Annotated in this window: 12 protein-coding genes; 6 read left to right on the top strand and 6 right to left on the bottom strand. The window is 46.7% G+C overall.

The features are described 5' to 3' along the window. Window positions 1-121 precede the first annotated feature (121 nt). The gene (locus SG35_RS17340; protein ID WP_084692585.1) at window positions 122-1,513 is read left to right on the top strand and encodes a DEAD/DEAH box helicase; all 1,392 of its coding nucleotides are present in this window, start codon (window positions 122-124) and stop codon (window positions 1,511-1,513) included. Window positions 1,514-1,519: 6 nt separating this feature from the next. Then, window positions 1,520-2,185, top strand: coding sequence for a hypothetical protein (locus SG35_RS17335; RefSeq protein WP_044831724.1), 666 nt, complete (start codon window positions 1,520-1,522; stop codon window positions 2,183-2,185). Window positions 2,186-2,233: 48 nt separating this feature from the next. Here SG35_RS17335 and SG35_RS17330 read toward each other — a convergent pair whose 3' ends face one another. Then, window positions 2,234-3,130 carry a GGDEF domain-containing protein gene (locus SG35_RS17330; protein ID WP_044831723.1) on the bottom strand — a complete coding sequence of 299 codons (897 nt, stop codon included), beginning with the start codon at window positions 3,128-3,130 and terminating at the stop codon, window positions 2,234-2,236. 206 nt (window positions 3,131-3,336) lie between these two features. Between SG35_RS17330 and SG35_RS17325 the strand changes: the two genes are divergently transcribed. From SG35_RS17325 to SG35_RS17310, 4 genes are all read left to right on the top strand, one after another. Continuing rightward, complete coding sequence (locus tag SG35_RS17325; protein ID WP_044831784.1) at window positions 3,337-5,295, top strand: monovalent cation:proton antiporter family protein; 1,959 nt, start codon at window positions 3,337-3,339, stop codon at window positions 5,293-5,295. 316 nt (window positions 5,296-5,611) lie between these two features. After that, complete coding sequence (locus tag SG35_RS17320) at window positions 5,612-5,869, top strand: hypothetical protein (protein WP_152646528.1); 258 nt, start codon at window positions 5,612-5,614, stop codon at window positions 5,867-5,869. A gap of 138 nt (window positions 5,870-6,007) precedes the next feature. Next, a complete protein-coding gene (gene ggt, locus SG35_RS17315) occupies window positions 6,008-7,681 on the top strand; it encodes a gamma-glutamyltransferase (protein ID WP_084692583.1) in 1,674 nt (557 codons plus the stop codon). 506 nt (window positions 7,682-8,187) lie between these two features. Beyond that, complete coding sequence (locus SG35_RS17310; protein ID WP_044831721.1) at window positions 8,188-8,979, top strand: MBL fold metallo-hydrolase; 792 nt, start codon at window positions 8,188-8,190, stop codon at window positions 8,977-8,979. Between the two features lie 338 nt (window positions 8,980-9,317). Here the strand turns inward: SG35_RS17310 and SG35_RS17305 are convergent, their stop codons facing one another. From SG35_RS17305 to SG35_RS17285, 5 genes are all read right to left on the bottom strand, one after another. Then, complete coding sequence (locus SG35_RS17305; protein WP_053042883.1) at window positions 9,318-11,123, bottom strand: winged helix-turn-helix domain-containing protein; 1,806 nt, start codon at window positions 11,121-11,123, stop codon at window positions 9,318-9,320. A gap of 115 nt (window positions 11,124-11,238) precedes the next feature. Further along, complete coding sequence (locus tag SG35_RS17300) at window positions 11,239-12,054, bottom strand: restriction endonuclease (RefSeq protein ID WP_044831720.1); 816 nt, start codon at window positions 12,052-12,054, stop codon at window positions 11,239-11,241. A 53-nt stretch (window positions 12,055-12,107) separates the two neighbouring features. After that, a complete protein-coding gene (locus tag SG35_RS17295; protein WP_053042882.1) occupies window positions 12,108-12,455 on the bottom strand; it encodes a LysR substrate-binding domain-containing protein in 348 nt (115 codons plus the stop codon). Continuing rightward, window positions 12,437-12,889: a LysR substrate-binding domain-containing protein gene (locus SG35_RS17290; RefSeq protein WP_152646527.1), complete on the bottom strand. Its 453-nt coding sequence runs from the start codon at window positions 12,887-12,889 to the stop codon at window positions 12,437-12,439. Before SG35_RS17290 ends, SG35_RS17295 begins: the two co-directional genes overlap by 19 nt. Window positions 12,890-13,219: 330 nt before the next feature. After that, a complete protein-coding gene (locus SG35_RS17285) occupies window positions 13,220-16,555 on the bottom strand; it encodes a nitrate- and nitrite sensing domain-containing protein (RefSeq protein ID WP_044831719.1) in 3,336 nt (1,111 codons plus the stop codon). Window positions 16,556-16,607: the final 52 nt, after the last annotated feature.

The raw sequence follows: 16,607 nt of genomic DNA, 5'->3' as shown, positions 1-16,607 counted from the left end.
GTGATTGCTGCTGATTTTGCTCGTGAATTTAAACCGGTGGCGAACAAATAAATTAATTCTGTAGTCAAAAGATAAAGCTGTTATAATCCGCGCCCCTGTTTTTGGTTATATTGGTGATGTGATGAGTGTTGATGCAATTGGTTTATCTGCAGAGTTATTAAAGGCGGTAAAAGCCTGTGGTTATAAAAATTTAACACCTGTCCAGCAGCAGGCGATCCCTGTGATCCGCACCGGCGTAGACCTGCTTGCCAGTGCGCAAACCGGTACCGGGAAAACCGCCGCCTTTTCCCTGCCTATTCTTGATGCCTTAGCCAAAAAGAGCAAAAATACCGAAGCGCTCGGCACACCTACGGTTAAAGCCCTGATCCTGACGCCAACCCGTGAGCTGGCGATGCAAGTGGCGGATAACATTGCCAGCTACAGCGAGTTTTTACCGCTGACCTGTGGTGTGATTTACGGCGGCGTCAATATGCCGGGGCAAACCCAGATGCTGAAAAACGGTGTCGATATCTTAGTCGCGACCCCGGGACGGTTATTAGAGCATGTCGGCTTAAGAAATGTCGATCTCAGCCATGTGAAATTCCTGGTTATGGATGAAGCGGACCGGATGCTGGATATGGGCTTTTTAACCGATATTGAAAAATTACTCGGCCATATCAAACAAAAACATCAAACCCTGATGTTCTCGGCGACCTTTTCCAATAAAGTGAAAACCCTGGCCAAACAGATTTTAACGACACCGAAAACGCTGGAGATTTCCCGCCAAAACTCAACCTCCGGCAAGGTGAAGCAATCGGTTTATTGGGTGTCTGAGCAGCGTAAACGTGAACTGCTCTCTGAGCTTATCGGCGTCAATAACTGGCAGCAGGTGCTGGTATTTGCCGGTACCCGTGAAAGCGCCAATGTGCTGGCGAAAGAGCTGAAACTCGACGGCATCAAAACCGCGGTTTGCCACGGCGAGAAATCCCAGGGCTCGAGAAATCAGGCGCTGGAGAAATTTATCAGCGGCAGTGTCCGGGTATTGGTGGCCACGGATGTCGCCGCCCGTGGTTTGGATATCGCCGACTTACCTTATGTGGTCAACTTCCACCTGCCGTTCCTGGCAGAAGATTATGTCCACCGCATCGGCCGCACCGGTCGGGCGGGTAAAGCGGGCACGGCTATCTCCCTGGTGAGTCCCAAAGATGAAAAGTTCTTAGGTAACATCGAAGCCCTTATCGGTCGCCAGTTTGAACGCATTATCGTACCCGGATATGAACTGGATCGTCCTTTGCCGCTGCAATATGGTGAAGCAGCAGGGCAGGTGCCGGATAAAAACCGTTACCAGAAAACCCGTGACAAGAACCGGGAGATTGCCCGTAAAAATGCCGGAGAGCAAGCGCCGGATGGTAAACGTGGCGGCAAACCTGCCTCGGGTAAAAAAGCCGTGCGCGGTAAAAAAGTTGTCGGCAAAAAACTCAGCAAAAAAGCGATTGCCGGTAACCAAAGGGCTGCCGAGAAAAAACGCAGGTAGTCTTTGTTGGAAACCGGGTTAAATCAGATAGAAATCCCTTTTGATTTCAGGCATCTCTGCTGGTTTTGCGGGGAGCCAGCCGGTCACGCTTTTACCTTTCCAAATAGCCGACACACCCGGGTGACTTGCGCTCACCCGCCGCTGACCCTGCCGGGATGTGATGAATGTTGCAAGCTTGCTGTTAAGGCAAACAAAAGCTCTGTCTGGGCGGTGGCTGAGGCTGTTAAGTCAAAACTGATCCGCCGTTACCATGAAGATCTGGCCATAGGGGTTAACTGGACCGAGGAAAGTCTGGCGCAAAGCCAGTTTGAAGGGGGAAATTTTGCCGGTTTCCAAAAAAGCGCCTGGTTTATGTACCAGGTAGCCCAGGGGCGCGTCAATTTTCAGGGCTGGCCGCTGGTGGTCAACGGTGTTGAACTGTTTGATGAAGTAGAGCAGGAAACTTTTGTCTTTGACGGTATTTCATATCCGTCGCTTAACGATGCCATCAACCATTATTGCCGGATATTTCATCTGGACAAGCACTTTTTTATCTCGGTATTAGAAATCTACACCCGGAACCGGTTTGCCGAAGCGGTAAGGTTTTGCCGCTTAACCCTGGGGGATACGGCAAAAGAGCGCGCTGCCATGCTCAAGTCGTTAGCATCTGCTGTTGAGGCCGAAGTAAAGTAGCAGCAGTTGTTTACTTAACGCTTAAAGCTGGGCAGCTAGCCTTTGTTGTTAAGCTTCTACCAGGCTCAGGTGGTGCGGCATACCCATTTTCTCATGGTATAGCGCCTGATCTGCCCGTTCAAACAAGCTTTGCTCGTTGTCGGCGCGGTTCATCAGGCTTGTGCCCAAAGCGCAGCTGACCTGATATTTTGCCAGCAGGGCGTCATTGTCGCTTGCCTGGTTGATCCTGTGTTTGATCAAGGTTAACGACTGCTCAGTGGCATTTTCCACTAAGACGGCAAATTCGTCGCCGCCGAAGCGGAATAAACTGTCCGAGTCGCGGATACTGGCGCGCAGCGCATCAGCAAAATTTACCAGCACCTGATCGCCGACAGCGTGGCCATGGGTATCGTTGACGGCTTTAAATTTGTTGAGATCACACACCACCAGGCCGACATGGGAACGATGACGGTTGGCGTGGTGCATGGCCCTTCTTAACTGTTCGTCAAAATATCTGCGGTTACCCAGGCCGGTTAAGCCATCCTGCATCGCAAGTTGCATCGCTCTATGGTATTCAATGGCATTACGCAACGGGTACAGCAGGTACTGATGTAACTGATTTAATATCTTGCTGTTCGTGTGGTTAATGGGGGAATTTACCGCATAGGTCAGCATGCCGATAAACTCATTATTGAGTTTTAATTCGAACTGGTGTTCATTCCTGGCACTACGACTACCACGTATCGCTTTTCTTATGCTACCATGTTTAAAATAAAGACCTGAAAAATCGACATATTTCGCAGCCTCTATCGCAAAGATATTGAGCAGCTTCTCCAGGTCTAAAGTGACCTGCAGCTGCTCTAATAGCTCAGCACCTCGTTTTTTATTTTCAAACGAGGAAGAATCAAAGACTTTAAAAGCATTGAATGGTGAATAACGATTTTCGAGGATATTTATTGTTTGCATTTCGACCCCTTACAACTTCGGCTAACGGTTTTAATAAAGCAATTACTGTGCCCGATTGTTTTTATTTTTCTTTGTTTTGTAAGGTGCTGATTCCTATTGGGTTAATATATAGTTTGACTAAGTTGTTATTGGTGTCAGCTTTTTGGCGGCAAGCAATTGCCGCCCGGCCAACAAGGTTTTAACGATAAGGAGCCACTTTGACCGGTATGTTTGATATTCTCGCCATTTTAACCAGCGCGGTGTTTATTGTCTGGATTTTCAGGCACTTGAAGTTGCCTGCAATTCTTGCTTATCTGGTGGCGGGTATGCTGGTGGGCGAGCACGGCCTGGCCTGGACCCAGGCCCAGGTGGATTATGAGCATTTTGCCGAGCTGGGCATAGTGTTTCTATTGTTTACCTTAGGGCTGGAGTTTTCCTTACCTAAATTGGTGGCCATGCGTCACCTGGTGCTGGCAGTGGGCAGTTTGCAGGTGGGGATCTCCCTGGTGCTGTTTATGTCGCTGGCTCTTTTGTTCGGTCAAAGCCTGAGCAGTGCTTTTGTGATCGGCGGTATTCTGGCGTTATCCTCCACTGCGATTGTTATTCGCCAGCTCAGCGAAAGCGGCGCCACCAAAAGAAAGTCCGGCCAGCTGGCTGTCGCGGTCTTGCTGTTTCAGGATGTCGCCGTGGTGCCTTTATTGATCATCACCCCTATGCTGACCCAGGAAGGGGAGTCTTCGATGATGCTTGCGCTGATCGTCGCCTTAGTTAAAGGGGTGTTCGTGGTCGGCTTGTTATGGTTTATCGGCAAATGGCTGCTGCCCAGGGTGTTTAACCTGGTGGCCCAGGTGCGAACCGATGAGCTTTTTGTACTGACCACCTTATTGGTGACTTTGCTGGCCTCGGCCCTGACCCAGTGGTTTGGCTTGTCGATGGCACTGGGAGCTTTCCTGGCGGGTATGATGCTCGGGGAGAGCCAGTATAAACATCAGTTGGAGGCGGATATCCGCCCCTACCGGGATATTTTACTGGGGCTGTTTTTTGTTACCGTTGGTATGAAACTCGATATAAAAGTCTTGATGTCTGAGCCGGTATTGATTGTCGGCTTAATGGTTTCTTTTATGGTGATCAAGGTGCTGGTGGTACGCTTTTTGGCGGTACGGGCGGGAGAGTCGGTAAAAGATGCCTGGGCGGGGGGCATTATGTTATCCCAGATGGGGGAATTCGGTTTTGTGCTGATCGCCCTGGCAAGCCAGATGTCGCTGCTGTCGGTGGAAGTTGCTTCGGCCCTGCTGGGCTCAGGGGTCATCTCCATGGCGATGACACCTTATTTGATCAACAATGCCCGGCGCTGGTCGGTGTGGTTAAGCCACGACCGGAAAATTGATACCCATGAACTTGAGCATTTACCGCAGGAAAAAGAGCTCAGCGATCATGTCATTATTTGCGGCTTTGGCCGTATCGGGCAAACCGTCAGCCGCTTTTTAAAACAAGAAGGCATAGACTTTGTTGCCATCGATATCGATCCCCTGCGGGTCAGTACCTCGAGAGAAGCCGGCGAAAAAATCCTCTTTGGCTCTTCCCGGCAAGCCGAGCTGCTACATGCTGCCGGACTGGATAAGGCCAAACTGGTAGTGATCGCTTTTGGTGAAGACAAGCAGTCGATTGAAGTGATCCAGAAGGTGCGGTCGCTCTCGCCCAAGGTGCCTATCCTGGTCAGAACCCGAAACGATGATCAGCTGGATCAAATGCAGCAGGCGGGGGCTAATGAAGTGGTGCCGGAAAGCCTGGAAGGTAGTCTGATGCTGGTGTCCCAGGTATTATCCTTATCCGGAGTGCCTTTCTCCCGTATTATCCGCCGGGTGCAAAGAGAGCGTAAAAACCACTATAACCATCTGCATGGCTTTTTCCAGGGGGAGCACACGGATATGAGCTCAGGGGCCAAGGGCAGAATTGAATTTGCCCATGCCATTCTGCTCACCGATGATGCCTATGCCATAGGCCATACCTTGTTATCCTTGAACTTAGCAAGCCGCCGGGTGCATATTATCGCCCTGCGCCGGGGAGAGCAGGAAATTGAAGAGCCGGATGAAAAAACCGTGCTGATGGCGCAGGATACCCTGGTATTGCGGGGCAAACCAAGAAGGATAGAACGCACCGAGCGCTATTTGCAAAAAGGCGAATAGGGCGACAAAGCATCCTGGCAGCTGTTTTACCTTTATCATAAGGAGCCATTTTTCCGGCGTTGCCGGGTTCAGGTCATGAGCTGACTTTTTATCAGCAGTTTTGACAATCACTTAAGCTTCATTTCTGCCGTTAACGCAATGGCAGGCGCAAGTTATGCATTGCTTTTCATGTTCGTGTAAGGCATTTACCCGGTTCGGGGAAAGGAAGTTGTTCCTTGTTTGCCACGAATAATTCCCGGAAAACCCCGGGTAAGCATAAGTGTCACCTGATAGTTTATGACTTTTTCTTTGCGGCCGATACAGGGAGTAGCAGAGAGTGTCATTTATCAGTGAGCTGCCACAGGAGAGCTGCGCCATGATCATGCAAATCTTTGTCTTAGTTGTTGCCATTTTAGTAACTTATTATCTGACCCGTTATCAGGTGATCAAAGAGGCCAACCGCAGGTTATTGCTGCGGGGGGAGCATCGGAGAAAATCGATAGAACTGCATAAGATGGAAATTAAGTTTTTCATTGCCAAGCTGGTGATCGGCTTATTAATCTTGTGTCTGGTATTGAGGTTAACCCAGGGGTAATGGGGCTTTGCGGCGGGTTGTGTTTTTAATTTACTGATATGAAACAGCGTTACTCTATTCTCGGTTTAACTACGAAAACTGCTGGACTTTCCTCTGCCTGACTTTTATGCTGAACGCTTCTTAACCAGGAGTAACTTAATGTATAAAAGAATAATAACCTTCGTTTCCCTGATTTGTATTTCTGCGACAATTTCTACCACTGCCTTTGCCGTCGAGCAACAGGCGGGGGTTGCCATGCCCGACAGCTACAGTGCCGATGTTGCCGCCAGTATCTTGAGCAAAGGCGGCAATGCCGTCGATGCCGCGATTGCCGCCCAGTTTGTGCTGGCCGTGACGTTACCCGAAGCCGGTAATATCGGCGGCGGCGGTTTTATGCTGGTGCATACCGACAAGCAAGATGATTTTATCGATTACCGGGAAGTGGCGCCGTTAAAAGGCCACCGGGATATGTATCTGGATGATAAAGGTAATGTCATCGACAACAAATCTGTTTTTGGCGTGCTCTCTGCCGGCGTGCCGGGCACTGTTGCCGGTATGTGGCTGGCCCACAAGAAGTATGGTTCACTGCCATGGAAATCCCTGCTGGAGCCGGCGGTGGTATTGGCGGAAAAAGGTTTTGTTGTCCACCCTAAGCTGGCGAAGAATGTCAGCTGGTATCTGGACTATTTACAAAAGAAAGACATCAAGGTGAATTTTGCCGAGTTTTTCGGGGCAATGAAAGCCGGCGAAGTTTTTAAGCAGCCGGTGCTGGCTTCGTCGCTACAACGCATCCGTGATGAGGGGAGCGATGGTTTTTATAAAGGCAAAACTGCCGATATTATTGTTAATTTTATGAAGCAGCAGGGCGGTTTGATATCCCATCAGGATCTGGCCCAATACCAGGCAGTATCGCGCAAGCCCATCAGTCAGCCGTGGCAGGGCTACCAGGTATTAACCTCACCTCCGCCAAGCTCCGGGGGCATTGCTATTTTGCAATGGCTGAATATGTATCAGCAATTGGCACCAAGCAAGGGGGAAGCAGCATTAGTGCATAATTCCAAAGAATATGTACACTTACTGTCGGAAATCGGTAAGCGGGTTTTTGCCGATCGTGCTGATTATTTGGGGGATCCGGACTTTTATCCTGTGCCGGTTAAGCAGTTGCTGGATGAGAATTACCTGAAAAAGCGGGCCGGGGATGTCGATCTTTTGGCCATTTCCACCACTGAACAGGTAAAGCCGGGCTTATATGAAAGTGAAGATACCACGCATTTTTCTATCGTGGACAAATGGGGCAATGCCGTCGCCAATACCACCACCATTAACCTGACCTTTGGCAGCGGTGTGGTGGTGCCTGAGGCCGGTTTTATCCTGAACGATGAAATGGATGATTTTAGTGCCAAACCCGGCGTTGCCAATGCCTTTGGTGCATTGGGCGGTAAGGCCAATGAAATTCAGCCGAGAAAACGTATGTTATCGTCCATGACTCCCACCATCTTGCTTAAAGACAAGCAAGTGGCGTTAGTGACCGGCTCTCCCGGCGGTACGACCATTATCAGCTCGGTTTACCAGTCTATCCTGAATGTTACCGAATTTGGTATGAGTGCCGATGAAGCGGTCAACAGCCCCAGGTTCCATCACCAGTTATATCCTGAAAATGTTATCCGCCATCATAGCGGGCTAAAAAGCGAAGATAAAAAAGCCTTACAGCAAATGGGCTATACCCTGGATAACCGTCATTTTGGTGATGTTCATCTGATTATTAATGAGAACGGTAAGTTGGATGCCGGCTCGGAGGCTCATGGCCGGGGTAAGGCACTGGTTTTACGTTAGAGGCGCAATCGCTGATATGATTTGATGCTTGTAAATATTGGTCCTGATCCCATCATGCCATTGGCAGGTGAGATCAGGAAGTAGCATTTTCGAGACGTCAGGCACTACTGTCATATCACTTGATTCAGATATTTACATCTCGGATTTTTCTGGTGTATGTGTAAGGTTTGAACTTGTTTTGGAAAAGCAGCCAGGGCTTTATAGGTGATATCAGAAAAGCACGGTTTAAAGTCCAAATCATCTCATTGATTTATGCTTTTGTTTATCATGCATAAGCGATTTTATTTCAGAAAACAAAAATCAACCGATAAGCTCACTTGGCACAAGGGTATAAGCATTTTTTAATGTTTAGCTTTAATCAAAGCTAAGGTTAATCGTTATTTTTCAGCGATCACTCATGTGTATTTTTCTATCTTTTTTCTATTTAGCAATAAAATAGAATTTGATTAAGACTTCAACTCCCTCATTTTCATAATATTTCCTCGGTAATTTAATAAGGAGATATTATGAAAAAATTATTCGCGACCTTAACGTTATTAAGCAGTGTTAATGTCTGGGCAAATTCGAGCCAGGTAGCTCCCGTGCCGGCAGAGCTTGTCGTTGAACATGTTGCCAATGCCGGTGTAAAAATTGTTTCCGGTGATAAGGTGACGCTGATTGATGCGCTGTTTGGCCCGCATAGCCGCTTTAATTTTCTTGATGAGCAGGAGTTTAAACGGTTATCTGGCCAAGGAGCTGATCTGGCGTTAACCACGCATGCACACAGCGATCATTTTCATCCACAACAAACCACGGCATTCCTTAAAGAGAATGAGGAAACCCTTTGGGTCACCACACCTCAGACGATTAAACATTTAGGTCGGATCACCGACTCGGCTCATATTATCTCGCCTGAATTAACCGGCTTTGAGTCTCAGCATTTTAGCCATGAAAGTATTAAAGTGTCGGTGCTCAGCTTTCCCCATATGGCCCCGCAAACACAGACGCAAAATTATGCCTATTTAGTGGAAGTTAACGGTTGGAAAGTACTTCACGTTGGTGATGCGGACATCAATGCAGAGGTTATCGCGGCGCATCAGCTTGCACAGAAAAATATTGATATTCTGCTGATCCATGACTTGTTTCCTTTGGTTAAAGAAAATTACCAAGCGTTGCTCGAACAAATAAATGCCCGGAAAGTGGCTTTTGTTCATGTGATGGATAAAAAAGTAAAACCGCTCACGCAGTGGCTTAAAGACAATTTACCGGATGCGGCTTTGTTGGCAACAGGGCATGAAAGCGTGGTGCTGAAACGGTAAGTACGGATTTGTTTGTGGTTTTATTTTTACCGTGAACTGTAATAGGTATTAACACGCAACAGGCTGATTTTAAGTGGGTTATTTTCTATTTGTTTTCTTTAGGCACAAAATAAAAATTGATTAAGACTTGATTCCAGCCAATTTCACAACATCTGCTTATAAATCCGACAGGCAGATGTTATGAAAATAATATGAGCGGTCTGGGCGATATTGAGGCCTGTTAATCTATGGGTCTCCTGGCCTTGGCAGTAGTGGCGTGAGTTTCCACCCAGTAAGTTTCCCGTGATGCCAGGTGAAGGAAGGATTCGCCTGGCGTTGCCTAAAAAGAGATAAAACTATTACTTGTTGGCTAAGATGTCCATCTGCTTTTTCAGCCATTTTTCATTCGCGTTCTCTTGCAAATAGGCCATATATTCTGCCTGTTTTTCTGCCTGGTGCGCGCTAAGTTGGAACAGCATCAAGGCTGAATCTATCGCGATGCGGGTTTTGTATTGTAACCGAGCCAGTTCAAAGGCTTTTTCAAAGTAGGGGCGTGCTTGCTCCTGTGCTTGTTGGCCATGGTAGATTTTCGCCAGCGATAACATCTTTTCTGGCGATTCCGGCTGGTTATCCAGCGATGACAGGGCTGTTTGATAATCTTGTTGCTCTATGTAATGTTCGATGAGCATGTCTGATGCGTGATCGATAATCCAGCCATTGCGGGCCGTTCTCGGTAACGCCAGAATTTTCTCTAAATAGGGCAATGCCTTGCTGTTATCCCGGGTAAAGATTGCAAAATGATAAAAGACAACGGCAAAATTTGACTCATCGAGTCCATGCTTAAGCAGCAGGGCTTGTGCTTCATTGAGGTGTGCATATTTTTTGTGGTCATCACCGCCTTTTTTCGCCAATATCGAATACATAATATGCAATTCAAATAAGGTTAACGGGTCGCCTTGCTTTTGGCCGAAAGCAATGGCTTGTTCTAAGACGTTAAACATAGTGTCAAAGTCGTGTTGCTTATAGGCTAACCAGGCTTTGGCACTGATATTCTCATAGCTTAATGCCCACAACGGCGTACCCGCTAAAGTTGCCGACATTTTGCTTAAGCTATTATTGGCCAGCTGATAGCTGTGGCGTTCTTTATAGAGCTCAGCGATGAGCCATTGCGCCTTAGCCCGATATGGGCTGAAACCGTATGATGGATCTAAGTTAGCCAGCTTTTGTGCATAGGTCATAGCAACGTCAAGTTGCTTTACTTCAAAATAATAGTCTGCCAATAACAATAATAAATCGGGATCATTTGGGGCTATTTTCTGCATCGAGGTCAAGGTACTGATATCTAATGCATTATTTGACTGAATAAATAAGCCTAACCGGTGCAGCTCCATTAAACGGCGGGATAACTTTTGCTCAAGCTGTTCAGGTGTTTTGGCAAAAATATAGCCATGCCAGAGCGTATTATTGTGCGACAAGCCGTAATTTAAGAATATGCCTTTGCTGGAGCTGAAAGTGTCAGTCCATAACAACCAATCCTGCATCGGAAGTCCGGCCTGTTGCCAGGCCAGTTTGGGGGCGGCAAAGAGTTGTCTGGGCGAGTGGTTTTGCTGTATTGGTTCGACCGAAAATATGTCTCCTTGTGCTATGTTTTTTGCGTTTACCGGGGGGAGTGCCTTTTGATTGATGCTGGCAGCATTGCCACTTTGTACAAGGTGTAGTGTTACAAGTTCTTTGCTGGCCAGTGCCTGTAAAAAATATATGCCTACGGCAATCAAGGCGCCAAAAATAAACGCCGCCCAGTGTGGGCGTTTATGCACTTGAGGGGCTTTTTCAGCTGGCACTGTGTCTGCAGGTTTGCTGTTGATAGTGTCTGCCTGGCGTAACGCTAATTGCCATTTATATCCCTGCCTTGAAAAGGTCTTGATGGCATCAGTGCCCAAAATCGCCCTGAGCTGGCTGATGGTTTGAAAAACAACCTGTTCAGATACCACTTTGTCCTGCCATACCGAGCCCATAATGGCATCTTTGCTGTGAATAGCGTCAGGATTAGCGATGAAGAAATGTAATAGCAGTGCCTGGTTACGTTTTAGCGGAATGATTTCTTCATGTTTATACAGGATGAGTTGATCGCAGACAAAGCGATATTCGGCAAATCTAGCTTCCATATAATTCTGGTGTAAGGGGTTGTTGCTGTAGACAGTTGTTAATAGATGCCTAACTTAGCATAGTAATGCTCACCGGGAGAAGAAGGTATTGAGAAATATTGTCGGGAGTTGGCAATCAATCAGGTTCTCTTTTTAAAAATGCCGGGATATCGATATGGCGATTATCGGTGAAATTGACCGTGACCTTGTATTTTGTGCCTTTGACAATACTCAACATCTTCTTTTCAGCCTCATCAAGGGGCATACCGCTTAAATGTAACTTTTTGATGTGACGGTTTAGCCATTTTTGGATGTTGTCGTAAGCCAGGGTTTGCTGATTGTCAGGCTGGTAAATAAATTCCACCAGGGACTGGGCAATAGCAGTCTTCGCACTAGGATATTCAATAGCGGATCTTGAAGAAATAAAGTGGCCCTTAGCAAATGTAGCAGGGGAAAATGCTGGAAAATCGATGAGTCTGCTTTTAACTGGAGTTGCTTTAACCTGCATCAAATCTAACAACTCATGCTTTATCCGGTCAAAATCAAAACTTCGGGGAGCCCATTCCCGGCATGCCATAACTGAGTCAATGGATTCACTTTCCTGATGGATGACCCAAAGGGCAATGCCATGAGCTTTTGCTACCGCAACGGCTTCTTTTGTAAAACCACTGGGTGAGACTATTGCCGCTTTATGGGCCGCGATTGCCCCGCGTGTCTGTACAAGTTTTTGCACCACAGGCCGATCAACCGGGCGTTGCCATTTTTTACACTCAATGATCAGATGAAATGACAGGATGTCATCTATTTGAAAGGTTACAGAGACATCAATTTCATAATGACCGGGCTGCTGAACACCGGCTATTTTTTTATTGGTCGCTATGGTCGCATTATTAAAAGACTCAATATTTTTAATGATGTTGGAGACGTGTTGTTCATATTCCTGATGTGTCATCTGTGACCTTAAATCATGCCTTTTTAGCTTACAATATACGCGGCATAAATACTTTATAAACAATTATTCATTAACAGGCCCTTATATTTCTGGCAGATGAAGTCTGGCAGGACAGGCGGTATTACTGGTGCTGTTTGATTATCAAAATATCTGCGCGTTTTTTTCTTATTTGAATCAGGCAAAAAATCTTTAAGTGCTTTTAATACGGCTTTTACTTTATAGGACTGCTTTCTGTTAATGGTGAGTGCATATAAAGGCAGGGGGTTTAGATGCCAGTCAGGCAAAACCTTGAGCAGGGCGCCGGCTTTAACCAAGTGCTGAACTTCCAGTGCCGGAAGAACGGCCAGGCCCAGTCCTTCTTGTACATGGCTTACCAGGGCATTTAGATCATTAAAGCGCATCCGGTAGGGGGATTATAGTCATAATTTGCTTTCCCGGGATGGTTCAGTTCGATTGCTGACAAATCACTGCTGCCGATAAGCCCCAGCCAGCGGTGCTTAACTATATCTTTTGGCGTAACCGGGTTGCCGGCCTGTTGCAGGTATTCAGGGCTCGCGTATATCTGCCGGGCAGCTTTGCCAAGGGGATGAATAATGAAGCTTGAAGACTCCGGCTTGCCAGTACGAATTGCAAGGTCGATTTGTTCGCTAACCAAATTGCTTCCCGCATCACTGGCCGGAACGGTTAGCCGCAACCCCGGATTCTTGAGCTGCAAGCCTTTCAATGCCTGGGCAAGCGGTTGAGAGGCCAGGCCAACAGGGGCCGAGATCCGCAGCTCGGCCTCCAGGCTGTGTTTTATCTTGCGAATAGCGTCACGGGCATCTTCTGCCGCCATCAGCACTTTTTTTCCGTGCCGGTAATAGCGTTCGCCGGCTTCGAAAAGGCTGATGCGCCGGATAGAGCGATAAATCAGGGTAACCCACGATTCTTTTTCCAGTTGACATGCTTTTTACATGAACTAAGTGTTGGCTGCCTATGCTGGGGGGGACGGGAAGGTTTTTCTGCAGGCAATGTTTATCAAATCAGGTAAATCCTTTTATGTTTACGGTTAAGTTTAAAAATGTGATGGGGGCGGCGATTCTGGGTAATGATTGAAATTGTTGAAGACAATCAAAGCGAAGGAGGGCGTCAGTATTTCAAATGCCCTCTACTTTACCATGCCTTGTCAGCCAGCTAACATTTCTTGAATCTTGGTTAATAATTCCTGATGTCCCAAGGGGCGTTGAAAAGCAAAAACATTGCTTTGTTCATCAAGTTTTGTGATCTCAGTGTGAAATTGGCTGGGATATATCAATACGACAGGCTTGTCAGTAACATTCTCTACGGCGGTTAAATAGCTTGACAGCTGTTCCTTTTTTAGTGGTACGTCAATCACAGCGCCGTGAAAATCGTCGCTTTGGCTGAGTGAATCCAAAGCCTCGGGAATATTGGTTTTTATGGCGGTTGTTAACTCAAAGCACTTGATGGCTTTTTTCAGGTGCATCACGGTAATAGCATCGCTGCCTGCCAGAATAACCTGTTTTTCCGGGATAGGCTGAAAATCCAGCGTTGTTGGCTCATCATTAAATAACGCTTTGCTGTTTACTACTTTCAGCTCAGGTACGGCAGCAGGCGGCGGCAGTGTTTCAGAGGCTTGAGCAGGCATCCGGGCATCAAGGTTTGAGAGTGCTTCTATGGGAAGCACCAATGAAAAAGCCGAGCCTTTTCCTTCGCTACTTTTGACTTTTATGTCGGCTCCCAATAAATTTGCCAATTTGTTACTGATAAACAAACCAAGGCCGGTACCGCCAAAACGCCTGCTGATGCTGCTGTCGGCTTGCGTGAACTTTTGAAACATCTTGTTGACATTTTCTTTGGATATGCCGATACCGGTATCGGTTACGGTAATAACGGCGGCAGGTTGCTCCCTGCTGTCATCAATCGTGCCGGATATTTTGATGCTGCCGTGTTCGGTAAATTTAATGGCATTTGAAAAGAAGTTATGCATGATTTGTTTGATACGATGGGCATCGCTATAAATCCGGCACTTTTTAATGGCGTCAAGATCAAGGTCAAGCGCCAGTTGCTTTTCTCTGACCGCATAGCTGTGGGTTGTGGCGATCTCCTGCATCAGGTCATGTAAATCAAAAAGGTCTTTGTCTACATCAAGTTTGCCGGCCTCGATTTTGGAAACATCTAAAATATCATTGATCAGCCTGAGCAGGTCTTTGCCGGCGGAATTGATAATTTGGGCTTTCTCAACTTGTTTCTCCGTTAAATGATCGCCGTCATTTTTTGCCAGCAGTTCAGAGAGCACAAGCATAGAGTTTAAGGGGGTGCGCAATTCATGTGACATACTGGCCAGAAACTCGCTCTTATGTTGATTGGCAGCCTTTAACTCTTCATTAAATTCAGTGATTTGTTTTGATTTTTCGGCAAGTTCCCGCGATTGTTGCTGGGTTTCCTCAAGCAGCAAAGTTGTGGCTTCTTTAGATGCCAGTACTTCGATGGTTGTGGCAATATAGGTAGCGGCATAGTCCAGGAAGGTGGAAACCTTATCCGCCATTTTATAAACCGAGCCAAGTGCGACAACGGCAATGACACGGTCGTTTTTCACGATGGGAAAAACAATAAAATTTCTTGGTATTATGGTCATAAACCCTGTTTCGATACGGGGAAATTCGAGTTCCTGGGTTGACGATACCCGTACCGGCGTGCGTTGCGTTGCTGCCTGGCCGATAATGCCTTCTGAATAGGCAATCGATTGTTGGATATTGGCATCTTCTTTTACCGCGTAGCCCGCCTGATAAGTTAAGCCGTTGTCGTTAGCCTGGTAGATCAATCCCACCTGGCTGTTAAGGTATTCGGATAAAAAAGTGATCATTTTCTGGAACAGAGATTTGCTTGACGGTTCGTTGATGGTCGCTGCGGTGAGCTGGGTCAAACCTTCACTGAGCCAATGTTGGAAAGCAAACTCTTCGGTTTGTTGTTGCAAAAGCAAGGTGCGTTCACCAACGGCATTATCAAGGCTTTCTTTGTCTTTCCTGATCCTCTCTATGTAAGATACTGTTTTTTCTGCCATCTTATTGAAGGCTTGCGAGATATCGGCAAATTCATCTTTATTGCCAGCAGTCAGCCGGATGGCAAGATTTCCCTCCGAATAGTTAAGCAGTCCTGTCGTCAGTTCATGAAAATTGGATAATATGCGCCGGATAATGACAAAATAGAACAGTGCAAAGAATAAGGCGAGAATAATCAGGAAGGCCAGTTCTAAAGTTATGGTTTGCCGGGTATCTGCGATATTGGCAGAAGAGATGTTATATAACTGTGCAAATATTAAATCTTCCACTTTTTTCAAGGCATCAATCCTGTTGCTTGATATGGTGAACCATTGCCTGGTATCTTGTATAAGCAGGGATTGGTTGAGGGTTTCTACGGCGAAAATGACTTGCTCCAGTCCTGATTGTAATCGGGTTAACGCTATCGGGGTATCCCTGTTGTTTGCAGCCTGTAAGGCGGTAAAGTTGGCAAGCGATGTTGCGGTACTTGTTATCAAAGCCGCGAGCGCTTCATTGTCGCCGGCTAGTTGCTGTATTGTTTTTAGTAGGTTTTGTAATTGTTGGCCATGTTTAAGTGATTGATTGAAAATCGAGCTCTCCGTGGTTGGCGAAGGCGCTTTCCTGAGTAACTGTAATTCTATCTGCTGGTTGTTTTGTATCATTGCTGATGACAATATTTGTAACTGATAGTGGCTGGCGATCAATTCCCGGGTAATTGAGACCGCGTTGTTTATCGAGTGGGGAAATGCTTCCCGGTATTGTTTTTTTTGACTCTGGCTCGCCGCTGAAAATATACCGTTTATCGAAGTTCTCTGGTTTTCGCCGTAATGCAGAATCTGATTGACTTTTTCCAGGGTTATTACTTTTGAAGCAAGCACTTGGCTTATCAGGGCGCGCTCCTTGCCGGCACTTTCCTGTGCCCGGATGAAGTTCAGCAGGTTATTAAGCAGCTGCACAGATTTTACATCGTTTGCTGCCTGGAACAGCGAAGTGGTCAGCTCAATGAGAGTGCCATTTATACGCGAGTAGAGTTCAAAAGATTCGGTGCTGCTTATGGCCTGGCTTTCCACTTTTTTTCTAATCACTTCTATTTGTGAAAGGCTGGTAGCAAGCCGGCTTAACTTATCATCCAGGCCTAAGGAATGGTGCTTGTCCGGCGGTATCTTCAAGCGGTTAAATTCCGCTAAGGCTTCATCTGTTTTCTTTTGCTGCATTTTATATTCAGGAGAAAACAGCTGCTGCCCGCTTGCGATGAAAACGGTACTGTAGCCGCGTTCTTTTTGCAATTCGTATAAAAGCCAGCTTCCTTGCTGGCCATGGATTAAAAACTGTTGAAAGTCGGCAAACTCCCTGTGGTGCTGATATGTGCTAAACAGGCCTGTCACCGTAACAGCCAAGAGGATAACGGTAGGAAAAATAAAGGCTAATAGAATTTTGTGAACAACTTTTTGAGTTTTAAACATATACAGTCCTGTACATTGCTATCCCTGGAGAAAGTTGGCTCAAAGTGCCCGT

The organism is Thalassomonas actiniarum, assembly GCF_000948975.2.
Taxonomy (GTDB): domain Bacteria; phylum Pseudomonadota; class Gammaproteobacteria; order Enterobacterales; family Alteromonadaceae; genus Thalassomonas; species Thalassomonas actiniarum.
This window is presented reverse-complemented; position numbering and strand designations above follow the sequence as displayed.